At 70.0% G+C, this 25,849-nt stretch carries 19 protein-coding genes; 5 read left to right on the top strand and 14 right to left on the bottom strand.

Features of this window, described 5'->3' with window-relative positions; genetic code table 11:
- Positions 1-15: 15 nt before the first annotated feature.
- A complete protein-coding gene (gene secA / locus JOE53_RS02675; protein ID WP_016463359.1) occupies positions 16-2,808 on the bottom strand; it encodes a preprotein translocase subunit SecA in 2,793 nt (930 codons plus the stop codon).
- 143 nt (positions 2,809-2,951) lie between these two features.
- Between secA and JOE53_RS02670 the strand changes: the two genes are divergently transcribed.
- Positions 2,952-4,283, top strand: coding sequence for a hypothetical protein (locus JOE53_RS02670; protein ID WP_204946713.1), 1,332 nt, complete (start codon positions 2,952-2,954; stop codon positions 4,281-4,283).
- A 134-nt stretch (positions 4,284-4,417) separates the two neighbouring features.
- Here JOE53_RS02670 and hpf read toward each other — a convergent pair whose 3' ends face one another.
- The 9 genes from hpf to JOE53_RS02625 form a co-directional block, all read right to left on the bottom strand.
- Positions 4,418-5,080 (bottom strand): ribosome hibernation-promoting factor, HPF/YfiA family, encoded by a 663-nt coding sequence (gene hpf, locus JOE53_RS02665; protein WP_005048298.1) that lies wholly within the window; start codon positions 5,078-5,080, stop codon positions 4,418-4,420.
- Between the two features lie 150 nt (positions 5,081-5,230).
- On the bottom strand, positions 5,231-5,899 hold the full coding sequence (locus JOE53_RS02660; RefSeq protein WP_204946712.1) for a ComF family protein: 669 nt from the start codon (positions 5,897-5,899) through the stop codon (positions 5,231-5,233).
- Positions 5,900-5,995: 96 nt separating this feature from the next.
- Complete coding sequence (locus JOE53_RS02655; protein WP_204946711.1) at positions 5,996-7,690, bottom strand: LpqB family beta-propeller domain-containing protein; 1,695 nt, start codon at positions 7,688-7,690, stop codon at positions 5,996-5,998.
- Positions 7,687-9,357: an MtrAB system histidine kinase MtrB gene (gene mtrB / locus JOE53_RS02650; RefSeq protein WP_016463363.1), complete on the bottom strand. Its 1,671-nt coding sequence runs from the start codon at positions 9,355-9,357 to the stop codon at positions 7,687-7,689. The genes JOE53_RS02655 and mtrB overlap by 4 nt, the downstream gene beginning before the upstream one ends.
- 10 nt (positions 9,358-9,367) lie before the next feature.
- Positions 9,368-10,048: an MtrAB system response regulator MtrA gene (mtrA, locus tag JOE53_RS02645; RefSeq protein ID WP_005048291.1), complete on the bottom strand. Its 681-nt coding sequence runs from the start codon at positions 10,046-10,048 to the stop codon at positions 9,368-9,370.
- A gap of 157 nt (positions 10,049-10,205) precedes the next feature.
- Positions 10,206-12,479 (bottom strand): catalase/peroxidase HPI, encoded by a 2,274-nt coding sequence (gene katG, locus JOE53_RS02640; RefSeq protein ID WP_204946710.1) that lies wholly within the window; start codon positions 12,477-12,479, stop codon positions 10,206-10,208.
- A complete protein-coding gene (locus tag JOE53_RS02635) occupies positions 12,476-12,955 on the bottom strand; it encodes a Fur family transcriptional regulator (RefSeq protein ID WP_005048288.1) in 480 nt (159 codons plus the stop codon). The genes katG and JOE53_RS02635 overlap by 4 nt, the downstream gene beginning before the upstream one ends.
- Positions 12,956-13,060: 105 nt before the next feature.
- Positions 13,061-14,542: an adenosylhomocysteinase gene (gene ahcY / locus JOE53_RS02630; protein WP_204946709.1), complete on the bottom strand. Its 1,482-nt coding sequence runs from the start codon at positions 14,540-14,542 to the stop codon at positions 13,061-13,063.
- Positions 14,543-14,582: 40 nt separating this feature from the next.
- Entirely contained in the window at positions 14,583-14,789 is a 207-nt protein-coding gene (locus tag JOE53_RS02625; RefSeq protein ID WP_005048283.1) for a DUF3499 family protein, read from the bottom strand.
- A 101-nt stretch (positions 14,790-14,890) separates the two neighbouring features.
- On the opposite strand from JOE53_RS02625, the gene JOE53_RS02620 reads away from it, so the two are divergent.
- Positions 14,891-15,325 (top strand): metallopeptidase family protein, encoded by a 435-nt coding sequence (locus tag JOE53_RS02620; protein WP_039412603.1) that lies wholly within the window; start codon positions 14,891-14,893, stop codon positions 15,323-15,325.
- A gap of 34 nt (positions 15,326-15,359) precedes the next feature.
- On the opposite strand, the gene JOE53_RS02615 is transcribed toward JOE53_RS02620, so the two are convergent.
- From JOE53_RS02615 to manA, 4 genes are all read right to left on the bottom strand, one after another.
- Positions 15,360-16,787 (bottom strand): DUF5719 family protein, encoded by a 1,428-nt coding sequence (locus JOE53_RS02615; RefSeq protein ID WP_204946708.1) that lies wholly within the window; start codon positions 16,785-16,787, stop codon positions 15,360-15,362.
- The gene (locus JOE53_RS02610; protein ID WP_204946707.1) at positions 16,784-19,630 is read right to left on the bottom strand and encodes a glycosyltransferase; all 2,847 of its coding nucleotides are present in this window, start codon (positions 19,628-19,630) and stop codon (positions 16,784-16,786) included. The genes JOE53_RS02615 and JOE53_RS02610 overlap by 4 nt, the downstream gene beginning before the upstream one ends.
- 91 nt (positions 19,631-19,721) lie before the next feature.
- Positions 19,722-20,039 (bottom strand): WhiB family transcriptional regulator, encoded by a 318-nt coding sequence (locus JOE53_RS02605; RefSeq protein ID WP_005048276.1) that lies wholly within the window; start codon positions 20,037-20,039, stop codon positions 19,722-19,724.
- 169 nt (positions 20,040-20,208) lie between these two features.
- Positions 20,209-21,390 (bottom strand): mannose-6-phosphate isomerase, class I, encoded by a 1,182-nt coding sequence (gene manA, locus JOE53_RS02600; RefSeq protein WP_204946706.1) that lies wholly within the window; start codon positions 21,388-21,390, stop codon positions 20,209-20,211.
- 42 nt (positions 21,391-21,432) lie between these two features.
- Between manA and JOE53_RS02595 the strand changes: the two genes are divergently transcribed.
- The 3 genes from JOE53_RS02595 to JOE53_RS02585 are packed head-to-tail and all read left to right on the top strand — an operon-like array spanning position 21,433 to position 25,846.
- Positions 21,433-22,836 carry an O-antigen ligase family protein gene (locus JOE53_RS02595; RefSeq protein ID WP_061683380.1) on the top strand — a complete coding sequence of 468 codons (1,404 nt, stop codon included), beginning with the start codon at positions 21,433-21,435 and terminating at the stop codon, positions 22,834-22,836.
- A gap of 57 nt (positions 22,837-22,893) precedes the next feature.
- Entirely contained in the window at positions 22,894-23,895 is a 1,002-nt protein-coding gene (locus JOE53_RS02590) for a glycosyltransferase family 2 protein (protein ID WP_204946705.1), read from the top strand.
- 37 nt (positions 23,896-23,932) lie between these two features.
- Positions 23,933-25,846: a glycosyltransferase gene (locus JOE53_RS02585; RefSeq protein WP_204946704.1), complete on the top strand. Its 1,914-nt coding sequence runs from the start codon at positions 23,933-23,935 to the stop codon at positions 25,844-25,846.
- The last annotated feature ends 3 nt before the right edge of the window (positions 25,847-25,849 follow it).

Genomic DNA, 25,849 nt, shown 5'->3' with positions numbered 1-25,849 from the left:
AGCGCCGACCGGCGACTACTTCTTCTTGCCGGCGGCCCGACGCTCGGCGCGGTTGTTCGCCGCAGGCGCGGATGCCGCGGCATCCGTGCGCTGCCCGAATGCCCCGCGCGGAGCCTCGGCGGCGGGCGAGGCCTGCTCGGAGGGCGCGCTCTGCTGGCGGAGTTTGCTCGTCGCCGCCTGCTGCACCTGTCCGCGGTCGTTGCGGACCTCAACCTCGCCCGCATCGTTGGCGGCCGTGTACTGGAGCTTCTGGTTCTCGACCGAGGGCGCGACCTGCAGGCCCTTCGCCTCGACCTCCTCGCCGCTCTGACGCACCTCGACCTCGAGGTTGTAGAGGAAGCCGACGGACTCCTCCTTGATCTGCCCCATCATCGTCTGGAACATCTCGTAGCCCTCGCGCTGGTACTCGATCAGCGGATCGCGCTGTGCCATCGCGCGCAGGCCGATGCCGTCCTTGAGGTAGTCCATCTCGTAGAGGTGATCGCGCCACCGGCGGTCGAGCACCTGCAGCACGACCCGCCGCTCGAGCTCGCGCATCGCGGGCTCACCGAGCTTCTCCTCGCGCGCCGCGTACGCGATCTTCGCGTCGGAGAGGATCTCGCGCTTGAGCACCTCGGGCGTGACGCGGCCCTTGCTGCCGCTCTCGGCGACGACCTCGTCGATCGTCACCGACACCGGGTACAGCGTCTTCAGCTCCGTCCACAGCGCGTCGAAGTCCCAGCTCTCGTTGTGGCCCGTACCGGTGTGGTCGTCGATGATCGCGCCGATGGCGTCCTCGATGAAGTGGTGGACGCGGTCGGAGAGGTCGTCGCCCTCGAGCATCTGCCGGCGGTCGGCGTAGATCGCCTCGCGCTGGCGGTTGAGGACGTCGTCGTACTTGAGCACGTTCTTGCGGATCTCCGCGTTGCGGGCTTCCACCTGCGACTGCGCACTCTTGATCGCGCGCGAAACCATGGTCGACTCGATCGCGACATCGTCCGGGAAGTTCGTGCGGGCGAGGATCGCCTCGGCGGCGCCGGACTGGAACAGGCGCATCAGGTCGTCGGTCAGCGACAGATAGAAGCGGCTCTCGCCGGGGTCGCCCTGACGGCCCGAGCGGCCGCGCAGCTGGTTGTCGATACGGCGGGACTCATGACGCTCGGTTCCGAGGACGTACAGTCCGCCGGCCTCGACGACCTTCGTCGCCTCTTCGGCGACGATGTCGCGCATCGCGGCGTAGGTCTCGGTCCATGCGGCGTCGTACTCGTCGGGCGTCTCGACGGGGTCCAGTCCCTTCGCCTTGACCTCCTGCACCGCCAGGAACTCGGCGTTGCCGCCGAGCATGATGTCGGTGCCGCGGCCGGCCATGTTGGTGGCGACGGTGACGGCGCCGAGGCGACCGGCGCGAGCGACGATCTCGGCCTCACGCGCGTGGTTCTTGGCGTTGAGGACCTCGTGCTTGATGCCCTTCTTGGCGAGCAGGCGCGAGAGGTACTCGCTCTTCTCGACGCTGACGGTACCGACGAGCACCGGCTGCCCGCTCTCATGACGGCGCGCGATGTCCTCCACCACCTGAGCGAACTTCGCCTGCTCGTTCTTGTAGACGAGGTCGGGCTGGTCCTTGCGGATCATCGGCTTGTTCGTCGGGATCGGGACGACGCCGAGCTTATAGGTCGACATGAACTCTGCCGCCTCGGTCTCGGCGGTGCCGGTCATGCCGGCGAGCTTCTCGTACAGGCGGAAGTAGTTCTGCAACGTCACCGTCGCGAGTGTCTGGTTCTCTGCCTTGACCGGGACGTTCTCCTTGGCCTCGATCGCCTGGTGGATGCCCTCGTTGTACCGGCGCCCGACCAGGATGCGGCCGGTGTGCTCGTCGACGATCATGACTTCGTCGTTCATCACGACGTAGTCGGTGTCGCGCTTGAACAGCGCCAGCGCCTTGATCGAGTTGTTCAGGAAGGAGATGAGCGGGGTGTTGGCCGATTCGTACAGGTTGTCGATGCCGAGGTAGTCCTCCACCTTCTCGATGCCGGGCTCGAGAACACCGATCGTGCGCTTCTTCTCGTCGACCTCGTAGTCGACGCCGGCTTCGAGAGTCTTCGCGATCTTCGCGAACTCGACGAACCAGCGGTTCGCCTCGCCGGAGGACGGGCCGGAGATGATGAGCGGCGTGCGCGCCTCGTCGATGAGGATCGAGTCGACCTCGTCGACGATCGCGAAGAAGTGACCGCGCTGGACGAGGTCCTGCTTCTGCCAGGCCATGTTGTCGCGCAGGTAATCGAAGCCGAACTCGTTGTTCGTGCCGTAGGTGATGTCGGCGTTGTACTGCTCACGGCGCACCTCGGGTGTCTGCCCGGCGACGATCGTGCCGGTCGACATGCCGAGTGCGCGGTAGACGCGACCCATGAGCTCGGCCTGATACGACGCGAGGAAATCGTTGACGGTGATGACGTGCACGCCCTTGCCGGCGATGGCGTTGAGGTAGACCGCGAAGGTCGCGGTCAGCGTCTTTCCCTCACCGGTCTTCATCTCCGCGATGTTGCCGAGATGCAGCGCCGCGCCACCCATGATCTGGACGTCGTACGGACGCTGGCCGAGCGTGCGCTTGGCGGCCTCGCGCACGGCCGCGAAGGCCTCCGGCATCAACTTGTCGAGGCTCTCTCCCGCCTCGTGACGGGCGCGCAGCTCGGCGGTCTCCCCGCGCAGCTCCTCGTCGGTCAGCTGCGCGTAGTCCTCTTCCAGGGCGCCGACCGCCTTCACGACCTGCTGAAGCCGCCGCAGGATGCGTCCTTCGCCGGCGCGGAGCAGTTTCTCGAGAGGGTTGGCCACGGAGCATCTCCATCTATCGGGTGCGGGCGACGCGCGACGCCGCCTCGACCGCGCGCGAAGGCACGGCATACGGGGCCATGTTACCTGGCTGTGACTTTGCTTACCTGCGCGAGACCTCGAAAACACGCGCATAGGATCGTGACATGGCCGGATTCTGGGGCGCACGCAAGCAGGAACGCGAGCAGCGGGCAGCGGAGGATGCCGAACTCGGCCGCCGGGCGGACGCGGCCCTCGTCGCGATCGATGAGCGGCTGCGCACCGCGGAGGATGAGCTCGTCTTCGCCGAGATCGAGTTGGGCATCGAGCCCACGCAGAGCCTCCGCGAGGCACTGAAGGCGGTTCGCAGCCACATGGGCGAGGCGTTCCAGCTGAATCAGCTCAACCACGACCACATCCCGGACACCCCCGAGGAGCTGCGCACGCGCAACGCGCGCATCATCCAGCTGTGCGACTGGGCACAGGAGCTCCTCGACGATCGCCTCCAAGCTCTCGCCGAGCCCGTCGAGCGCGCCCGCCGCGCTCCGGAGATCATCGCCGGCATCCGCGCCGACGTCGAACGGGGCACACAGCGACTCGAACGCGCCGAGGCGACTCTCGCGCGCGTGCACGCCCGGTACGCGCCTGCCGCGGTGCGACGCATCGAGAAGAACGCCACCGAAGCTGCCCAGCTCTTCGCCTTCGCCACGCACGGCGCCGATGTCTCCACGGCACGACGCGAGAGTGGTCAGCGGGAGCAGGCGAACCTCGCGCTGGAGACGGCGATGGAGGCGGTGCGCCGCGCGACCACCCTGTTGGATGCCGTGGACGCCTTCGAAGTGGAGGCGTTGCGTGCCGAATCCACGCTTGACGCCATCGTGGAGGATTCGCGCGGCGACCTCGTGGCCGCTCGTGAGCTGCAGAGCATCCCCGCCGTGGCGACGGCGATGGCGACGCTGGAGAAGGAGCTGATGGCCCTCACCCCGGCCGGCGGGCTGCCCGACCCCTTCGGCGAGCTCACGCGTCTGCGCGAGGCGAACGCCGCCCTGGATGCCGCGGTCGCGAAGGCCCGCGCCCGGCTGGCCAACCCCGCTCCCCCGGAGACGCACGTGCGGCACGCGATCGACGACGCGGACCGCCAGCTCGGCGTCGCCCGCAGCGTCATCTCCGGCCATCGAGGGTGGATCGGAGCCGATGCGCGTACCCGTCTGGCCGAAGCGGAACGGATCCGTCTGGACCTGGCGGCGCTGAGCGCACAGCCCATCGGCGAGGACGATCGTGAACAGGCCCTCGCCGACGCCCGTCGATGCGGGCAGCTGGCGGCGGAGGCTCTGCAGCTGGCCCAGCGCGACATCGACTCCTCCCGCCCGAATGACGGCGGCTGGGGAAATGGTGGCGGATGGGGAGGCAGCCGGCGCGGCGGAAGCGGCGGCGACATGGTCGGCGGCATCCTCGGCGGCCTCGTGATCGGCAGCATCCTGGACGGCATCTTCGACTGAGTTCGCCCCGCCCGGCGCACGTGCCGACCCGGATCGGAGAAACAGAATCGGATCGCAGAAACAGAACCGGATGCCGCGCGCGGCGGCATCCGATTCTGTTCACTCGCCCCGTTTCCGGGGGCCGGTCGGGTCGGTCAGGACGCGAGCTCCGCGGCCGGCGGAGCGCTGGCCGTGAGCGAGATCACGCCGTAGTCCCAGCCCTTGCGGCGGTAGACGACACTCGGGTGGTCGGTGCGGGCGTCGATGAAGAGGAAGAAGTCGTGTCCGACGAGCTCCATGCGGTCGACGGCTTCTTCGACCGTCATCCACTCGGCGTCGAAGTTCTTGGTGCGGATCACGACCGGGGTGTAGTCGTCCTCGCCCTCGTCGCCGACGGCGATCGGGATCTCGCCGGTCGCGACAGCACGCAGCGTCTCCACGGATGCCGGCTGCACATCGATGCCGGACAGCGCACCGCTCCCCTTGTCGAGCTTGGCGCCACGCGGGTGGTTTCGGGCGTCCACGCGCTTGTCCTTGGCACGACGCAGCTGCTCGGCGAGCTTGTCGACCGCCATGTCGAGCGCCGTGAACTTGTCGCTGTCGGTGGCCTCCGCACGCACGAGTGGGCCCTTGCCCGTGACGGTCAGCTCGACCGTCTCCTCTTCGCGGCTTCCATTGTGATACGCGCGGTGCGTGACCTTGACGTCGAGACGCTGCGCTCGGGGGGACAGCGTTCCGATGCGGACGGACTTCTCTTCGGTGACGGTGCGGAAACGATCCGAGATGCTCACACCCACGCCGACGATGCTGGTTTCCATCCTGACCTCCTTGTTCCGGGTCCGGCCGGTCAAGGGCGGACCCTGAGTTCGCCTTGGTCTCTCCCACGCTATCGGGGTGCGGCGGTACTGTCACGCGCCAATCCCGGGAGTAACGGACCGATCCCCTGAGGATCCGCAATGGATCCGCGCTCACGGGGCGTGTCGGGCGGTGGCAGCGACGGTCGCGGCCCCGATCACGCGCGCACCGCCGGCCGTCAGGGCTCGCGCGGCCTCGCGCAACGTCGCGCCGGTGGTCAGCACGTCGTCGACGACGATGACGGACAGCCCCGCAACGCCGCGCGCCCGGAGGGTTCCCGCGACGTTCTGCGCGCGCGCCTCGCGGCCGAGACCACGCTGGTCGGCGACCGCGCCGCGCGAGCTCAGCGCCCGCAGCGGCTCCAGACCGCCCCGGCGCGCCAGCAGGGCGCTGGTCTCGTATCCTCGCCGGCGAAACGCACGTCGCGACGAGGGCACGGGCACGATCGCCACCTCGGCGCCGGCGCCTTCGACGCGCGCCACAGCAGCGGCCAGGGCACCGCCGAGCGGTCGGGCCAGCCCCGTACGCCCGTCCTCTTTGAACGCGCGCAGGACGCGCGCCGGCACGCCGGAGAAATCCAGTGCGGAGCAGACGGCGAGCCCCGGCAGCAGCGAACGTGCGCGCACCCGTGGCAGAAGGAGTTCACGGCAGCGCACGCAGAGACCGACGTCTGGCTCATCGCAGCCCGCGCACCACACGGGCAGTACCAGCGAGAGCGCCCCGGCCGCAGCGTCGCCCACGCGGCGCCAGACGGGTGCGCGGAGCCAAGCCGGATCGAGCATGATGCCACCGTGTCGAATGCACGTCACGTGCGGGGACCCCGATGCGCATCTGTGGAGGAGCGCTCTCTCAGCGCGACGCGGGGAGGAGGATCCGCCTCAGCGCGGCATCCCCTGCTGCACCGCCAGTACCCGGACGCCCCCCATCAGCTGCTGCCAGTTGGCACCCCGCTGCGCATAGAGCTCGCCGTCGGTGTCACTCACGCTCGCGTTCGACGTCTGCCCCGAGAGCGTCGAGGTGTCCCCGGGCGTACGGATCGGCGCGTCCGGGAAGCCGCCCACGTGCACCGCCTCGACGTACTGGTCCTGCCCGGTGCCGGCGAGCACGCCGAGGGTGCTCGCATCGAGCCAGGTGAGATCCGTTGCGGCATCCGACAGCGTCGCGAGCTTCTTCACGGGAGACGCGAGCGCGGTGGGCGCCCCGGTGCGGTCCCGCTGGATCCCCGCCCCCCATACGGCGTAGCGGTCACCGTCGCGCACCACGGCGACGAGTCTCGTCCCGTCGCGTGAGACGCGCTGCGCGATGACCGCGGAGGCGCCCGCCCATCCCCCGGACATCGGAACGGCGGTGCCGCCCGGTGCGTACGCGATCACCGATCCGGGCGCGTCCGACGGCACCGACCACACGTATCCCGCGGGATCGATGGAGGGAGCGACGAGATCCGGACGCGTGTCGAGGCGGCGGATGGGGCCGTCGGCGGGGACCTCGAGAACCGCTCCCGACACGTCGCGGACAGCGGCGGCGGTGCGATCGGCATTGACCTCGATGTCGGTCGCCGAGATCTGCATCAGCGCGTCGGAGAGCCCCGCGATCGGCGAGATGGTCGTGCCCGATACGAAACCGAAGGCGTCATCGGTGCGAACCAAGGGGTTGGCCGCCACCGCGGTGGAACGCACGTCCACACGCTGGGCCGTCAGCTGCTGGCCCCCGGGAAGCAGCATGTCCACGCTCGTGATCCCGGGGACGTCCAGGCTCGCCTCGAGCTGGGTCTGCATGCGGTTCAGCGCGGTCTGGTCGAGCGAGCGGGCGCCGTCCTGCAGGGTCACCTGCGCGACGTTGGACTGGCGCGGGACAGAGGTCAGCTCCAGTCGCGCACCGTCGGTGAACGCGCTCACGACCGCGCCGCGCAGCCAGGGCGCGGGCGCACCGTCGACGAGGCCCTGAGCGATGTTGGTGGCGGCGTAGTACCGAGGGAACCACCGCCCGTCGGGCACCAGGTAGGTCCACGTCGGATCGAAGTACATCAGCGAGTAGTTCCCGAACACGGCCAGGAACTGGGCTTTGTCGAGCACGATCCCGTCGGGCGCCTGGGTGATCCGCCACTGCCCGTCGTCCTGCTGAGCGAGCTTGAAGGTCAGGGGAATGGGGCCGTTGTCGGATGCCGGGCTCATCTCCCCCGTGGCATCCACCGTCGCCACCGGCGAGACCGTCAGCACGATGTCGCCGGATGCGCTCTGCTGCAGGGTGCGCTGCCCGGACGCGTAGATCGTGACGCCGGCCTGCGGCTTCCAGGTGCCTTTGTAGCTGGGGGCGAGGAACTGCTGCGCCGTCTCCCAGTTGTTGGTGGGGCCGGTACCGGCCGCGATGAAGCCCTCGACGATCTGCTGGGGCGTGGCGTCCTTCACCGGCCCCTTCGGGATGAACGCGATGTCACCGGAGGTCCCGTCGTCCACGATCCGCACGCCCGGGTTGACCGGTCCGGAGGTCGGCAGCCCCGCGCACGCGGCGAGGGCCACCATGAGCGCCCCCGCGAGCACGGTGATGCTCGCCCGGCGCAGACGCCGAAGACTCATGAGCGTCCCCCCTTGTCGAATACGGTGATCGGCTGCGTCAAGCCGAGGTCGTCGAGCGAGACGCCGTCCTCGCCCGGGTCGAGGGCAACGGGTGACGAGCCGTCGATGGGCTGACCCTGCCGCGGCAGCGTCAGCACGAAGTTCGTGCCGCGGCCGAGATCCGACCAGACAGCCAGAGTGCCCCCGTGCAGCTTCGCATCGCCGAGCGCGATCGACAGCCCCAATCCCGTGCCGCCGATCGTGCGCTTGCGCGACGGGTCGGCGCGCCAGAAGCGGTCGAACACGCGCTCGGCGTCGGCGGCGCTCATGCCGAGTCCATAGTCACGGACACCGATCGCAACCGCCCGCTGGTTGCTGTCCACGGTGACGACGATGGGACGGCCCTCGCCGTGCTCGATGGCGTTGCCGAGCAGGTTGCGCACGACCCTGCGGACGCGGCGGGGATCCATATCGACCGGAGAGTAGCCTCCCGGAGCGACCAGGCGCACATCCGTCCCGTGCTGATCGGCCAACTGCTGCATCGAGGCGATGACGTCCTCGGCGAGATGCGCGAGGCTGGTCGGCTCATACTCCAGCTGCACCGACCCCGCGTCGTAGCGGCTGATCTCCAGCAGGTCGGTCAGAAGCGTCTCGAAGCGCTGCACCTGTGCATGCAGCAGCTCCGCGGCGCGGGCGGTGGTCGGATCGAAGGAGTCGCGCTGATCGTTGAGCATGTCGCTGGCCAGGCGGATCGTCGTCAACGGTGTGCGCAGCTCATGGGACACGTCGGAGACGAAGCGCTGCTGCACGAGCGAGAGCTCGGCGAGCTCCTTGATCTGGGATTCGATGCTGTCGGCCATCGCGTTGAACGAGCGGCCGAGGATCGCGAACTCGTCCTCACCCCGTACCGGCAGACGCACGGCGAGATCGCCGGCGGCGAGGGTCGCACTCGTTTCGGCGGCCTCGGCGATCGGGACGGTCACCGAGCGCAGCACGAAGGAGGAGATCGCGGCGATCAGGAGCACCAGCCCGGCACCGACGAGCCACAGCGTGATCTGGACGAACTGCAGGGTCTGCTGCTCCGGGGCGAAGTCGTAGGCGAAGTAGAACTCGTAGGCACCGACCTCGGGAAACTCGAGCTGCTGCCCGACGATGATCCCGGGCACCGTACTGCCGTCGGCTGCCGGCAGACCGACGGACTGCCACCAGCGCTTCTGGCTGTCACCTTGAACGGCGCCGCGCAGCCCGGGCGTGATCAATCCTGCGTTCAGCCCGCCGCGCTGGAAGTCCTGCGGGGCGATCGTCGACGGCTCATCCGAAATGCGGAACGCGGCGATCATGTCGGTGCCGGCTTGGCGGGCGATCGAGTCGGTCGCATTGTTCCAGAGCGACTGCAAGGCGGCGCCGTCGCCATCGATCTGAGCGGCGTTGAGTGTCTGCTGGGTGGACTGCGTGGCGCGCTGCACGGCTTCCTGCACCTGCTGGACGCGGGACTCGAAGAGATCGTTCTGGATCGCAAGCGCCATCGCGACGAAGGCGATGAGGATGGCGAGAGCCGTCGCACCGATCGTGATGACGAGCGTGCGAAAACGCAGCGACCGGGTCCAGGCGTACGCCACCCGGCGAGGCCAGCTGCGCCAATCGCGCCAGCCGGTCAACGTCGGCACGGTCGCCGTCTGCGGCGTCATGAGCGGCCGATCACACCACCGCGCCGGCGCGATAGCCGACGCCGCGCACCGTCATGACGATCCGCGGGTTGTCGGGATCGATCTCGACCTTCGCGCGCAGCCGCTGCACGTGCACATTCACGAGACGGGTGTCGGCCTTGTAGTGGTAGCCCCAGACCTGCTCGAGCAGCATTTCGCGCGAGAACACCTGCTGCGGTTTCGAGGCGAGCGCCACGAGCAACTCGAACTCCAGCGGGGTGAGCGCGATGACCTCGCTCCCCCGGCGCACCTCATGGGCGGCGACGTCGACGATGACGTCGCCGATGCGCAGATCGCCGCCGGTCGCCTCGGCGGCGGGACGAAGCCGCGTGCGGATCCGCGCCACGAGCTCTTTCGGGTTGAACGGCTTGACGATGTAGTCGTCGGCGCCCGACTCGAGCCCGCGGACGACGTCGGCCGTATCGGTGCGCGCGGTGAGCATGATGATCGGAACGCCCGATTCGGAGCGGATGCGCGTGCAGATCTCGATGCCGTCCATGCCGGGCAGCATCAGGTCCAAGAGCACGAGGTCGGGCCGCTCCTCCCGCCACATCTCGACGGCGGCGGTGCCGTCGGCGCAGAACAGCGGTTCGAAGCCCTCGGTGCGCAGCACGATACCGATCATCTCGGCGAGCGCGATGTCGTCGTCGACAACGAGGATGCGGGAAGTCATATGGCCTGATTCGTCCTTCGGGTGGGCCGGATGCCGCGGCGCGGCAGGGCGCAACAACACAGTATCCGACGTGTCTGGGTTGAGACCGCGTGCCGCGCAGGACGACGGCGGGGCCCCTTCCGATCGGAAGGGGCCCCGGCGTCGTGTGGATGCGTGCTCAGCGGTGGAGGTCGAAGCGGTCCAGCTCGGTGACCTTGGTCCACGCGGCGACGAAATCGCGGACGAACTTCTCGGTCGCGTCGTCCGAGGCGTACACCTCGGCAAGCGCGCGCAGCTCGGAGTTCGAGCTGAAGAGCAGATCGACGCGCGTGCCGACGCCGACCTTCTCGCCCGAGCCGTCCTTGACCCCCGCGAAGGCGTGGGAGCCGGGGTCCAGCGGCGTCCACGTCGTCCCGAGGTCGAGCAGATTCACGAAGAAGTCGTTCGAGAGCACCCCGACCCGGTCCGTGAACACGCCGTACGGCGAACCGTCCCAGTTCGCGCCCAGCACACGCAGGCCTCCGACCAGGACGGTCATCTCCGGAGCCGTGAGGGTGAGGAGGTTCGCCTTGTCGATGAGGTGGTACTCCGCGGGCATCGGGGCCAGCGGACCCTGGTAGTTGCGGAAGCCATCGGCCGCGGGCTCCAGGTAGGCGAAGGACTCGACTTCGGTCTGCTGCTCCGAGGCGTCGGTGCGTCCCGCGTGGAACGGCACGTCCACCGCGACGCCCGCATCGGCCGCCGCCTTCTCGACGGCGGCATTGCCCGCGATGACGATCAGGTCGGCGAGGGAGACGTCGATACCGGCCTGGGCGGCATCCGTCTTGATACCGCCGAGCACGCCGAGCACCCGGTGCAGCTGGGCGGGGTTGTTGACCTCCCAGTCCTTCTGCGGCGCGAGGCGGATGCGTGCGCCGTTGACGCCCCCGCGCTTGTCACTGCCGCGGAAGGAGGATGCCGCCGCCCACGTCGTCGCGACCAGTTCGGAGACCGTCAGACCCGAGTCGAGCACGCGCGCCTTCAGGTCGGCGACCTGCGTGCTGTCCAGCCCGGTGCCGGTCGGCGCGGGGACCGGGTCCTGCCAGAGCAGCTCCTCCGCCGGCACCTCCGGTCCGAGGTAACGGGTGACGGGTCCCATGTCGCGGTGCGTGAGTTTGAACCATGCACGGGCGAACGCATCGGCGAAGGCGTCGGGGTCGTCCTTGAACTTCCGCGAGATCTTGTCGTACTCCGGGTCCATACGCAGGGCGAGATCGCTCGTGAGCATGCGCGGCTCGCGCTTGCCGTCGCTGTGCGCGAGCGGAACCATGTCGGCGCCCTGGCCGCCCTTCGGCCGCCACTGGTGCGCACCGGCGGGGCTCTTCATGAGCTCCCACTCGTACGCGTAGAGGATGTGGAAGAACTCGTTGTCCCAGCGCGTGGGGTGATAGGTCCACGTGACCTCGAGGCCGGACGTGATCGTGTCGTCACCGCGCCCCGTGCCGTGGTTGTTCTTCCAGCCGAGGCCCTGAGCCTCCAGGCCCGCAGCCTCCGGGTTGTCGTCGAGGTTGTCGTCGGATGCCGCGCCGTGCGTCTTTCCGAACGTGTGGCCGCCCGCGATCAGCGCGACGGTCTCCTCGTCGTTCATCGCCATGCGACCGAACGTCTCACGGATGTCGCGGGCGGAGGCCAGCGGGTCGGGATTGCCGTTCGGTCCTTCCGGGTTGACGTAGATGAGGCCCATCTGCACGGCCGCGAGAGGCTTGTCCAGCTCGCGGTCTCCGGAGTAGCGCTCGTCGCCCAGCCAGGTGGTCTCGGGACCCCAGTACACGTCGTCATCGGGCTCCCAGACGTCGGCGCGGCCGCCGGCGAAGCCGAACGTGCGGAAACCCATCGACTCCAGCGCGACGTTGCCGGCGAGGATCATGAGGTCGGCCCAGGAGATCGACTGGCCGTACTTCTTCTTGACGGGCCAGAGCAGTCGGCGCGCCTTGTCGAGGTTGACGTTGTCGGGCCAGCTGTTCAACGGTGCGAATCGCTGCTGACCGGCGCCGCCGCCGCCGCGACCGTCGGTCACCCGGTACGTGCCGGCCGAGTGCCACGCCATGCGGATCATCAGCGGTCCGTAGTGGCCGAAGTCGGCGGGCCACCAGTCCTGGCTGGTGGTGAGTAGCTCTTCGATGTCCTTCTTGACGGCCGCCAGGTCGAGCGACTCGAAGGCGGCGGCGTAGTCGAAGTCCGCGTCCAGAGGGTTACGCACCTGGGGGTTCTTGGCGAGGATCTTGAGGTTGAGCTGGTTGGGCCACCAGACCCGGTTGGCCGACCCGCTCGTCGGGTGCGGCTGCGCGTGGATGACCGGGCAGGTCGCGGCCTCCTCGGCGTACGCCTCGTCGGTGTCGGTGACGGTGACGGACTGGTCGATGTCGGTCGCGTCAGCGCCGATGCCGGCGCTGGTCGGGTCCTGGTCTGTCATGATGTTCCTTCCGTGAGGGGTGGGGTGGCGGCTCGTGCGCACGCGGGGCACACGCCCCAGTACGTCACCTCCGCCGTGGTGAGGATGAAGCCGTGGCTGTCGGAGGGCTCGAGACACGGCGCCGCGCCGATGGCGCAGTCCACGTCGACGACCGCGCCGCACGAGGTGCACACGAGGTGATGGTGGTTGTCACTGACCCGCAGCTCGAAGAGCATCGGCCGGCCCGCCGACTCGATTCGGCGTACGAGCCCCGCATCGGCGAAATCACCCAACGCGTTGTACACCGATTGGCGGCTCGCACGCGGCATCCGCTCCACAATCGCGAGGAAGACGTCCTCCGCGCTGGCGTGCGCGTGCGTTCGCAGCGTGTCGTAGACCGCTGCACGCGAATCCGTGACCTTCAGCCCTGCCGCCCGCAGCGCCGCCGCGGCGTCGGCGGCGTCTGCGCCGTGCGCGGGTGTTGCGAGCGAGGCCATGCCTCCACCTTACCTAGTTTTGAAGAAATCAAAACAAAAGTGGGGTGAACATTCGCTGTGCCGCAGCTATGGATCACCTGCACCCGGTCCGGGGAACATCGACCGTCAGTAGCGGTAATGCTCCAGCTTGTAGGGCCCCTCCACGGGAACACCGATGTATGCGGCCTGCTCCGGCGTGAGCTCGGTGAGCTGAACACCGAGCGCCGCCAGATGCAGTCGCGCCACCTTCTCATCCAGGATCTTCGGCAGCACGTACACGCCGACGGGATACTGCTCCCGCTTCGTGTACAGCTCGATCTGGGCCAGCACCTGGTTGGTGAACGACGCGCTCATCACGAAGGAGGGATGCCCGGTCGCGTTGCCGAGGTTCATGAGCCGCCCCTCGCTCATGACCAGGATGCTGCGCGGCGCACGACCGGCGCTGGCGGGCAGACGGTACTCGTGCACCTGCGGCTTGATCTCGATCTTCTCGACACCCGCAATCGCCTCGAGCCCGGCCATGTCGATCTCGTCGTCGAAGTGACCGACGTTGCCCACGATGGCGAGGTGCTTGAGGTTCTGAAGGTGCTCGACCGTGACCACGCGCGTGTTCCCCGTGCCGGTGATGAGGATGTCGACGTCGCCGATGACCGACTCCAGACGTGCGACCTGGAAGCCGTCCATCGCCGCCTGCAGTGCGCAGATGGGGTCGACCTCCCCGATGATCACGCGAGCTCCCTGACCGCGCAGCGCCTCGGCCGCTCCCTTGCCGACATCGCCGTAGCCGACGACGTAGGCGACCTTGCCGCCGATGAGCACGTCGGTCGCACGGTTGAGACCGTCCGGAAGCGAGTGGCGGATGCCGTACTTGTTGTCGAACTTGCTCTTGGTGACCGAGTCGTTGACGTTGATGCCCGGGAACAGCAGCTTTCCGGCTGCCGCGAGCTCGTACAGTCGATGAACGCCGGTCGTGGTCTCCTCGGTGACGCCGACGATCTGCGCGGCCATGCGGGTGAAACGCTGCGGGTCGCGGGCGAGGCTCGCCCGGAGCGTGTCGAGCACGATGCGGTACTCGAGGGAGTCGTTCTCGGATGCCGCGGGCACCGCACCGGCCGCCTCGAACTCAACACCCTTGTGCACGAGGAGCGTCGCGTCGCCGCCGTCGTCCAGGATCAGGTTGGGCCCGTCGAAGCCCTCGGCCGACCAGTCGAAGATGCGATCGGCCAGCTGCCAGTATTCCTCGAGCGTCTCGCCCTTGAAGGCGAAGACCGGAACGCCGGCCGGCTGGTCCACGGTGCCGTGCGGACCCACGGCGACGGCGGCGGCGGCCTCGTCCTGGGTGGAGAAGATGTTGCAGCTGGCCCAGCGCACCTGTGCGCCGAGCGCCACGAGCGTCTCGATGAGCACCGCGGTCTGCACGGTCATGTGCAGCGAGCCGGCGATGCGGGCACCGGCGAGCGGCTGGAGCGGACCGAACTCCTCACGGAGGGCCATCAGACCGGGCATCTCGTTCTCGGCGAGGCGCAGCTGATGACGGCCTGCCTCGGCGAGGCTCAGGTCGGCGACGACGAAGTCATGGATGCGGGCGGGGGCGGCAGTGGTCGGCATCCGCCCATTCTCGCACCCTCGTCCGGACGCCGGCCGAGCCTCAGACGCGCAGCGTCTCGTGACGGACGACGACCCACCCCTTGGGCACCGACAGGCGGTCGGTGTGGATGGCGCAGAGGTCGTGCGCGTGCGGGTCGGTCGCCGCGCCGAGCGGGCCGAGGGCGGCCATCTGATCGCCGTAGTCGTAGGTCAGGGTCGTCACGGCCTCGCGGGCACAGCCCACCTTCGAACACAGTCGGGTACGCATCACCCTCACGCTACCGGCGGCGGCGCACGGGGCGCGGGATGCCGCGCCGCCGCCGGACGCATCGACGACCCGGACGGGGGACGCTGACCTAGACTCGGAACATGATGAGGCGGCGCGCGAGCACTCCCCCGCGGGTGCGGCCGTCCCGCCACGGACGGCATGGTCGCGAGGACCGCAGTCCCGTCGTGCGGCCGCCGCTTCCGGCGCAGGAGACGCGCGAAGAACGCTTCGACTTCGTCGTCGGCACGGCGGCGGAGTTCCTGCGCAGCGCCTGGCCGGAACTGCGAGACGTGCGCTTCGAGGTGGCGGCCATGCCGCCGGCGTCCGACGAGGACGGCATCCCGCGGTGGACGGTCTCGACCGAGGAGCGGCGCATCGTGCTGTACCGTCTGCCCATCGAACGACTGGGCAGCCTGCATCGCGAGGACGAGCTGCATCGGCGCATGGCCATCGAGGGCTGCGTCTTCCGCGCGGCGGCGCAATACCTCGATCGCGACCCCTGGGATCTCGGACCGGAGCGGTTCCGCTTCCTCTGACCGTTCCGCGTGGGCGTGAGTGGCCCGCGAGGACTCAGCGAGGGTAGACGGTGACGACCGACGCCGCCGATGCGCTCGGCGCGACGGGGTAGCCGGCGATAGCGCCGGCGGCAGCATACGTCACGCCGGCCCGGACGCTGCCCGCGCCCGGATCGATACGGTAGACCTCACCGGGGCGCACCGGGATCGTGACCGCACCGCCCCCCGGCACCGCGACGTCGGTCTTCGCTCCGGCGCCGGATGACGCCGTGAGCACGACCGTCTGCGGCTCTCCTGTCGACGAGACGAAGGTGATGGTCGGGGCCGCTCCGGCGGCGACGGCGACGAGCGCGGGCGCGGTGATCGCATCGGCGGCGACGAACCAGCCGAAATCGCTTCCGGCTGCGAACCCGGAGGTGGCCCAGACGGCGCCCGTCACCGGGGCCGTCGCGCTCACCCGCACTGCGTAGGTGCCGGTGGCGAGTCCGCCCAGGTCGAGCTTGAGAGGCACCCCCGCCTGCAGGGGTACCGTCTGCGGAGCACCCACGGCCGCACCGTCGCGCACGACGGTGACGGTCGCCTGGGCGTCGGCGCCCGGCGAGAGCAGCCGCAGCGACGTCGGGACGTTGCTCTCGCCGGCGCCGCCCTGCGTCGTCACGACCGGGACACCTGGGATCACGAGATCGGTGTCCGGAACGGCGGTGGCGCCGACCTGATCGACACCTCCGGCCACGAGCACGCGCGTGAGGCTGGTCTGCAGAGCGGCGCGGATCGGGGCCTGCGCCGATGTCACGCGCAGCACCGGGTTGTCCTCGCGCAGCGCGAGGGAGGCGAGCGGGATGATCCGCTGCGTGCCGGCGGCGACGACGATCGCGTTGCCCGCGACGGGGACGGCGCCGCCGCCGGCGCCGTACACGGTGATCGTCACGCGCGCCGCGACCACACCCGGATTCTCGAGAACGACCAGATCCGAGGCGCCGGTCGCCCCGGAGCCGCCGACGAGCCACGATTCCATCTCGGGCCGGGCGCAGGATGACGCGGCGAACCCGGCGAGGTCGTCCGCGCTCACTTGCGCCGAGGTCGCTGCGGCGATGTCGGCGGGCTCCCCGTCCACGGGAGCGGCGCGCAACGTGGTCGGCCCGGTTCCGCCGGTGACGTCGGGGGCGGCCAATGTGGAGGTCGCGGCATCCGTCGGGGCCGCCTTCGACACCGCGGCAGAGGTGAGCGCCGCCGGAGCGGCGTCGGTGAGCTGGGCGGCGCGGGTCGCGTCGCGCCCCGCGGCCAGCACGGGTCCGACGCACGTCGCTATCGATGCCGTCGCGGGCGGATGCGCAGCGATCGAGAGCGTGGAGTCGGCCGTGTGCGAAGGAAGCGGCAACGCGGCCAGGGCCACGCCCGCCGCCACCGCGGCCGCCGTGATCACGCCGCCGACGGCGAACCGCACGGTCGTCAGGCGACGAACGCCGGGCAGGCGGTTGCTCATCGGAGTCCTCCTCCGGGTACGCGTCGCGCGCCGATGATGCGCGGGCGACGACGGTTCAGCCGCAGTGAGCGCCGGGTGGGCAGGGCGAGCAGCAACGCGATCAGCACAACCCCGATCTGCACCGCGGCGGTGCGGGCGTTGTCGACCGCCGATGCAGCAACGCGATCCGTGACCGGAGCGGTGACCCGCCACAGCTTGCCCTTCGTCGTGTCGCCGACGATCTCGAGGTCCTGGCGCTGATCGAGCGCGGTCTCGGCGGCGATGCGCACCGCGCGCGCCGCGTCGCTCTCGCCGTCGGCGGTGCCGCCGAGCAGGACGAATGCGACCCCGTGCGCGCCCAGACGCGCGACCGCGTCACCCGAGGGCACGGCGATGAGTTCGGCGGTCAGCTCCGCGGCCTCGGCATCACCGGCGTCGGTGGACGAGCGCGCCGAGCGCAGGGTGCTCTGTCCGCCCAGGGCCGAGGTCTCGCCCCAGACCACGTCCGTGACGACCGATCCGTCGGACGCGGCGGTGAGCACGAAGGTGGCGTTGTCCAGCCCCGATCTGCCCTCCGCCTCGACATAGGCGGGCAGGGTACTGCTCGGACCGTTGGTGACGGCCGAGGTCCCCCGAGGCAGCGCGGTGATCATGGGGACCGCACTGACCGCGAGAGCGGTCATCACCAGTGCGGCCAGGGGTGCGCGAAGTCGGGCCCGCGCCGGGAGCGCGTCGATCGTCAGCGCCGCCGATGCCAGCAGGGCGAGCCAGTACAGGCTCAGGGCAGCGCCCGGCCAGACCGCGATGCCGGTTGCGGCATCCGAGGTGACGACGATGCCGATGACCGCGACCGCCGTCGCGAGGCCGCTCAGCGCGATGAGGAGGACGACCGCGGACGACGCCGTGCGCGACACGATGGGAGCCGCCGCCGCGAGCACGATCAGAGGCACGACGAGCAGGAACGGCCAGGGCCCCGCGCTGTCGACGAGCTGACCCCAGTCCGAGCCGCCCGCGGTGGGAAACCCGAACGCGAGGGCGACGCGGCGGGCGAGATCGGTCGACTCCCCCGACGGCAGCGGCACCCCCGGGTCGGCGATCAGGGCCCATGGCTCGCCAGAGCTGAGACGGCGCCAGATCATCGGCGCCCAGACGACCACCGACGGAACGAGCAGCCAGACGACCCGTGCGAGTCCTCGACCGCGACCGAGCGCTGCCGTGAGCACGATCGCGACCAGCCACAGCACGACGAGGGCCGGAGCCAGCGACGGGGCGCTGGCGAGCACCGCGACGGCGATCACCGACCCCATGCCCGCCGCCGTCCACGAGCGGTGCGCGGCGACGGCGGTCCACAGCAACCAGGGAAGCAGCAGATGTGCGATGACGACCGTCGGTCGTCCCGATGCCAGCGCGTCGAGCAGGCTCGGCGCCAGCGCGTAGCCCACGGCCACGACGGCGCGGGCGAGCGCGTTGTCGGTCAGACGCGTGGCGGCGAACCAGGCGCCCAGGGCGGACAGGGGGATCGCCAGCACCCAGACGACGACGAGGACGCGCGAGGGCGCGGCGGGCCAGAGCGAGCCGAGCACGGCGACGACGGCACTGAACGGGTCGGCCGGCCCCTGCGTGTCCCAGCCGAGAGGCCGGGCCCCGGATGCCGCATCGGCCCAGAGCTGGCCGACGGTCGCCCGCAGCGGCGCAAGGCCTCCCCCGCCGAGCACCGGCCACGCGAGCAGCGACAGGAAGGCGAGGACCGAGACGAGCAGGGCTCCGAGGACGATCCAGGCACCGCCCCCGGAGAAGAAGTGCAGTTCACCGCGCGCGGTGCCGTCGATGATCACGTCGTCGTCGAGACGCTGACGCAGCTCGACCCGACTGACCCGCAGCGGTGCCAGCTGCGCCCAGGAGACGCGGCGGCCGCCACGGATGCCGCGGCGTGCGCGGGCGACGGCGGCGGGACGCAGCAGCACCGTCAGCGTGGCGCCCCATTCCGGACCGATCATCGACGGACGCTTGCCGAGGAGCAGGGCGACCGAGCGGAGGACCGCCAGCGGCAGCAGGGAGAGCCAGTGCAGCGGGACGGCGACCGCCGGCGCGTACACGAGTCGACGGTGCAGTTGCGCCGTGCGGCGGCTGTAGGCCCGACGCACCCCGACCGGCTCGAAGCGGTCGCCGAGGGTCGGCGGGTCGGTGCGATCGGGATCTGCGATGGCGACGAAAGCCTGGGGCGCGAGGACGACACGGCCGCCGCGCAGACGCGCGCGCACACCGAGGTCGAGGCCTTCGTCCGCGCCCGCCAGCGCCGAATCGAGACCGTCGAGCGCGCGCCACGCGTCGGTGCGCACCAGGATGCCGCGGACATCCGAGCCGAGAACGTCCTCGCTGGCGTCATGCTGACCCTGATCGTGCTCCCCGTCGGCGAGACCGACGGCGCGGCCGCCCCGCGTCATCGACACACCGAGAGACACGATGCGGTCGTTGTCGTCGGCGCGGACGAGTTTCGGCGCGGCGATCGCGACCGAGGGCGCGGTCTCGAGAGCGCCCATGAGGCGAACGAGCGCGTCGGGCGCGGGTGTGGTGTCCTGGTCGAGCACCCACACGGCATCCCCACCGAGCCGTCGGCTCGCCAGTGCGAGGGCGTCGGCGAAGGATGTCCCGCGATCGGCGGTGATGACGGCTTCGGCGGCGGACTCGCCCGCGATGCGCTGAAGCTCGCGATCGGTTGCGTGTGGGCCGCACAGCACGATGGTGAGCGTGTCCACCGGGCGCGCCTGGGCCGCGAGCGCGGAAAGGACGCGGTCGAGACGGATGTCGGTGGCCACGCGCGCATCAGGGCGCACGACCAGTAGTGCGTGAACTCGGGCGGGCATGACGTCGTCAGCCTAAGCGGGAGCCGGCGCAGAACGCGGACGTCGCCCGCGAGTCTCGTGATCGGTCACGCCGCCGAAGCGGTCGCCGCGATCAGGCGCGACGCTTGAGCTTGCGGCGCTCGCGTTCGCTGAGTCCACCCCAGATGCCGAAGCGCTCGTCGTTCTGCAGGGCGTACTCGAGGCACTCGCCGCGCACGTCGCACGAGGTGCAGATGCGCTTCGCGTCGCGTGTCGAGCCGCCCTTCTCCGGGAAGAAGGCCTCGGGGTCGGTCTGCGCACAGAGGGCGTCGGCCTGCCAGGCGAGCGCGGTGTCCTCGTCGGCGACGGACGGACGACGCACTCCCGGCACACCCAGATTGACCGGGTCGACGAACCAGTTGTCGGGGACGCCGGAGCGGTAACCCGTCATATCGTTCTCCCCACGTTTTCCCGATGCGCCGATGCGCGTGTTGGAATAATTACACCCTTGTCATTCGCCGCGGTCAAGTCGCAGATCGTAAACCCTCAACACGGGATTGAACCTTCACGCACGCCCGTCGGCGTGTCGCGGCCGCGCCGCCCTCACGGATGCCGGTGGGTCAGGAGCCGGGCTGGGCCAGGAAGAGCTCGCCCGTGCCGGAGACCTCGACGGCGTCTTCATCTGCGATGTGCACGGCTGCTCCGGGGCGGAGCGCCGCCGAGTCGAACGCACCGGCCACGACGACCTCCCCGACGGTGCAGAGCGCGATCGTGGGGCCGTGCACCGCGACGCGAACGGTGTCGCCGGCGACGGTGACGGTGACACGCTCGAGGAGGAAATCGTCCACGGGGGTGTCGTAGACGTCGACCCCGTCGGCGAGGGGGCGCGGACGGATGACGGGAGCCGGGGCGGGAGTCGCGTCCAGCACGTGCAGCAGCTCCGGGACGTCCACGTGCTTGGGTGTGAGGCCTCCCCGCATGACGTTGTCGCTCGCGGCCATCAGCTCGACGCCCAGGCCCGACTGGTAGGCGTGGAGCACCCCGGCCGGCGCGAACAGCCCCTCACCGCGGCGGAGGGTCACGAGGTTCATCAGGAGGGCCACGATCAGCCCGCCGTCGCCCGGGAAGTCGGATGCCGCGGCGCGCAGCACCGCGATCTCATCGGCGAACTCGGTCTCGCCGGTGTCCGCCGCGGCGTCGAGAGCCGCGGCCACGGATGCCACCGTCGCGGCATCCGCCTCGTCGAGCGCCCAGGCGAGCACGTCACGCAGAGCACGCTCGGCGGCGGGCCCGTCGTCGTCGACGGCGAGGCGGCTCTGCAGCTGGGCCACACCGGCGGGGACGTCGTCGCCGGTGGCGGCGAGCACGGACAGGAAGCGACGGGTCTCGGCGAGCGGGCGGAGTCCGACGAGCGCACGGAAGCGGTCGCTGAGGGCGACGATGATCTCCGGCTTGTGGTTGTCGTCGCGATAGAGACGGTCGGCGGCGTCGCGCGGGATACCGGCGCGCTCCTCCCGCGCGAACCCCTCCTGTGCCTGGGCGCGCGTCGGGTGGGCCTGGATGGACAGCGAGGATGCCGCGGCGAGAAGCTTCAGCAGGAACGGCAGAGCGGGACGTCCGGCGTCGGCGAGGGCCACGTCGAGGGTGCGACCGTCGGGCGTCCGCGACGGGCAGCCCGGGTGGTCGCCGTACCAGATCTCGGCCTCGGGAGCCCCCGTCGGCCGGCGTCCTTCGAGGGCGGGAATGAGGGTCGGGGAACCCCAGGAGTAGTCGCGAGGATCGTTGGAGATCGGCGTCAGCATGCCCCCAGCCTAGGACCGCCGTCGCGCTACTCTGATCTCACCATGGCCGTCCACACGAAGCATCCGGTCGCGGCGCCGCCGACCGCGCCGATCCGCGCGACGTCGGGCCACCTGCTGCTGCGGGGGTGGTGCATCTTCGTCCTCGCCGCGGCCCTCGCCGGGTCCGCGTGGCCGCTGGCGCTCGGCATCCCCGCCACCGCCGTCGCGGTCGTCGTCGCCGGGGTCGTCTCGGCGTCGGTGTGGGCGCTCTCGCGTCCCCCGGTGCAGTGGCGTCGACTGCCGTGGTTCGCTCTCTCCTATGTCCTGTGGGCGGTGTGCTCGCTGCTGTGGACGACGCATCTCGCGGCGACGGCCGCGACGCTCGTCCTCCTGCTGGTGACGACGATGCAGGCCGTCTTCGTCGGAGCGGTGCTGACGTGGCGTGAGCTGGTGCGGGCGATGGCGTCGGCACTCAAATGGGTGCTCGGGCTGTCGCTCCTATTCGAGCTCTGGGTGTCCGTGGTCTGGCGGGGCGTGCTGCTTGCCGGTTTCGCGCGGCCCGACGGCGTCGTCGCCGACGGGGCCGTCGTCTGGTCACACGATCAGCTGATGAGCGGTGGGCGCATCCAGGGCATCGTCGGGGATGCCACGGCGCTGGCGTTCCTCGCGCTGCTGGGCATGGTCGTGTTCGCCGTCCGCTTCGCCTCACGTGCGCCGCGGCGCACGCTGCTGGCGGGGTGGTTCGCGCTGTCGGCGTTCCTCTTCTTCCGCGCGGGCTCCGCCCTCGGCTGGCTCGGAGCGGCGGCGGTCGTCCTGGTGCTGGCGACGGTGCTGGTCATGCGGACCACGAAGCGCGCCGGCGAGCGCACCCGGTATTACCTGGTCTACGCCCTGATCGCCGCGGCCGGCATGCTCGCCGTGTGGTTCGGGCGGAGCCAGATCTTCTCGTTCCTCGGGCGCAGCACCGACCTCGACGGGCGCGAAGGGACATGGGCGCTGATCGCGGCGAAGGCGCTCGAGCGTCCGGTGCAAGGGTGGGGTTTCGCAACGCCGTGGCCGCCGCTGGACGCGGCATCCGTGCCCTGGGTCCCCGGCATCGACTCTGCCCTCACGCAGGCCCACAGCGTGTGGCTCGACGTCCTCCTCCAGCTCGGGATCGTCGGGATGGCGCTGCTCGCCCTGACCTTCTTCGCGTACGTGTGGCGCTCCTGGTTCTTCGCCGTCGACCGCCCCCGCTGGGACCTCGTCGCCGACCGGCCCTACTCCCCCGTGACGCTCGTGCCGACGCTGACCGGAGCGATCCTGCTCGTGCAGGGCGTGGCCGACTCCGGTCCGATCGTCGCCGGCGGGTGGCTGCTGATCGTCATGCTCGCGTTCAAGATCAAGCAGGCGCCCCTGCTGGGACGCGGAGCCTCAGAAGAACGGCTGGTCGGCGAGCAGGGCGAGACGGAGCGCGTGCCGCGCTGAGTGCGCGGGTGGAGGGCACGGGTGATGCGCAGGGCGCCGGGTTAGACTTCTCGCGCTATGGCCTCTATTTCTGCGCGCCCCGACGCGGCCTCGAACGAGACGTTCTCGCCCGCCAGCGCGACGATCGCGATCGTCACCTACAACCGGTCCGGCCTGCTCACGAAGCTGCTCGAGAGCATCACCGCGATGGACCCGAAGCCGGGCCACGTGGTGATCGTCGACAACGCGTCGACCGATGACACCACCGCCGTCGTCGAGTCGTTCCGCGAGCGGCTGGGCGCCGAGCTGGTCTACCGCCGACTCGACGAGAACACCGGAGGCTCCGGCGGTTTCAGCGAGGGCATGCGGGTGGCGTACGAGCTCGGCTCCACCTGGATCTGGCTCATGGACGACGACGTCGAGGTGCTGCCCGACGGACTCGCGAAGATGGGCGCGTGGGCGCCGCGGTTCAAGTCGATCCAGGGGCGGCGCTACGACTTCGACGGCAGCGAGTTCTACTGGCAGTACCGCGTCGCGGAGCCGCTCGCGATCCCGATCCCGTATGCACCGAGCGGGTTCGACGAGTCGGGCTACAAGGAGATGAACTCGGGCTGCTTCGAGGGCATGTTCATCCACCGCGACATCGTCGGGCAGATCGGCCTGCCCGATCCCCGCTTCTTCATCTACTGGGACGACCAGACCTACGGCTGGCTCGCGTCGCGCATCACCACGTCGGTGATCGTGAACGAGTTCGTGCTCCGCCGCACACGCGAGATCAAGCAGTGGGACATGGGCATCCGGCACATGAACGCGTCGAGCAACGCGTACCGCTACTACATCATGCGCAACCGGGCGATCATCAAGCGCTACTACCGCAGCCTCGGCGTCTACAACCCGGTGCTCTTCGGTTTCGGCACCGCGCTCACGTTCGGCAAGGAGCTCATCCGGCTCCTCTTGGTCGAGCGCACCGTCCGGGGCACCTCGAACCTGTTCCGAGGCCTGCGCGACGGACGCAAGATCTCGCGGGATGCCGCCTGGAAGCCCATGCCGCCGCTGGTCGCGGCGGGCACGGCATCCTGACCTGTCCTTCATCCGCTCGCAACGCTCGGAGCCTCTCGTGACTCACATTCTGCAGAACACCGTCCTTCCCACCGAGCGCGATCCCGATCTGTTGCCGCTGTACGTGGATCCCGAGACGTGGACCTCGATCGACGAGGAGCCCGTGCGCGTCTCCAGCCGCGCACAGCTGGGCAACATCCTCGGTCGCACCACGGCGCGCATCGTCGCGGGGCGACGCGTGTCGTTCGGCACCTACTTCAACGCTTTCCCGGCGTCGTACTGGCAGCACTGGACGACCGTGCGCGACGTCACGCTCACGGTTCGCACGAACGGGCCCGCGACGGTCCTCGTCTACCGGTCGACCGGCAGCGGCGTGCGACAGCGCATCGACACCCGTGAGGTCGACGGTGAGGCCGCGACGACGTTCGAGCTCACACTCAATCAGTACAGCGACGGGGGCTGGATCTGGTTCGACGTCGCCGCCGACGACAAGTCCGCCATCTTCGAGGGTGCGACCTGGTCGACCGAGACCGAACCTCAGCGCACCGGCAAAGCCAGCATCGGCATCACCACCTACAACAAGCCGGACTACTGCATCGGAACCCTGCGCGACCTCGCGGCGAGCCCGGAAGTGCTGCCCTTGCTGGACCGGGTGTTCGTCATCGATCAGGGCGACCGGTTGGTGTCCGATGAGAACGGCTACGCCGAAGTCGCGGCCGACCTCGGCGACACGCTGCAGATCGTGACCCAGCCGAACCTCGGCGGATCCGGCGGCTTCGCCCGGGCCATGACCGAGACGTTGCACCGCCCGGAGAGCGACTTCGTCCAGCTCCTGGACGACGACGTGCGCATCGAGCCGGAATCGGTCCGCCGCTCGATCATGTTCGCGCGCTACGCGACGATTCCGACGATCGTCGGAGCGCACATGTTCGATCTGCTCGACCGGCCCAAGCTGCATGCCTGGGCAGAGGTCGTCGACGAGGTGCCCTTCATGTGGCGCACGCTCAACCAGGAACGGATGCCCCACGACTTCTCGGTCGCGAACCTTCGCCAGTCCCCCTCGCTGCACTCGCGTCTCGATGCGGACTACAACGGCTGGTGGATGTGCCTGATCCCCACCGACATCATCCGTGAGGTCGGGCTGGCGCTGCCCGCGTTCATCAAGTGGGACGACGCCGAATACTCGTTGCGCGCGCGCGAGGCGGGCTATCCGACCGTGTCGGTGCCGGGCGTCGCCCTCTGGCACGTGTCGTGGGTGGGCAAGGACGACTCGATCGACTGGCAGGCGTATTTCCACGCGCGCAACCGCATCGTCGCGGCGCTGCTGCATTCCGGGGCCCCCGACGGCGGCACGCTCCTCCGGCACAGCCGTCGCCTCGATCTCAAGCACCTCATGATGATGCAGTACTACCCCGTTGCGCTGCGCCACCGCGCACTGCGCGACGTGCTGTCCGGCCCCGCACACATGAGGGCGAACCTCGCGACGGCGATGCCTGCCGCGCGGGCTCTCGCGAAGGACTTCCCCGAGACCGTCGTGCACCGCGACACCGACGAACCGCTCCGTTCGCGCCGCGGACGGCAGGTATTCCGGCGGTTGAAGCGCCACGAGTTCGACAGTCCGACCGGGCTGCGGCTGCGCTGGTTCACGGCATCCACGCTCGCAGCGCACTGGCTGCACGCGCCGCGGCCGGAGAACGTCGCGCAGCCGGAGGTCGAGTTCGGCAAGGATGACGCCCACTGGTGGCGCGTCCCGCTGTTCGACAGCGCGCTGGTCAATGCCGCCGACGGATCGGGCAAGAACGTCTATACGCGCGACCGCGCGCAGTTCCGGCAGATGCTGGTCGAGAGCGTCCGACTCCACTGGGCACTGCGTCGGCGGTGGGATCGTCTGGCGGAGGACTACCGCCGCGCGCTGCCGGAGCTCGTCTCGGAGGATGCCTGGCGGGACACCTTCAGCGACGGAGCTCGCTGAGCC

The organism is Microbacterium laevaniformans (assembly GCF_016907555.1).
Classification (GTDB): Bacteria; Actinomycetota; Actinomycetes; order Actinomycetales; family Microbacteriaceae; genus Microbacterium; species Microbacterium laevaniformans.
The sequence above is the reverse complement of the archived record's forward strand: the minus strand, read 5'-3'. Positions and strand labels throughout refer to the sequence as shown.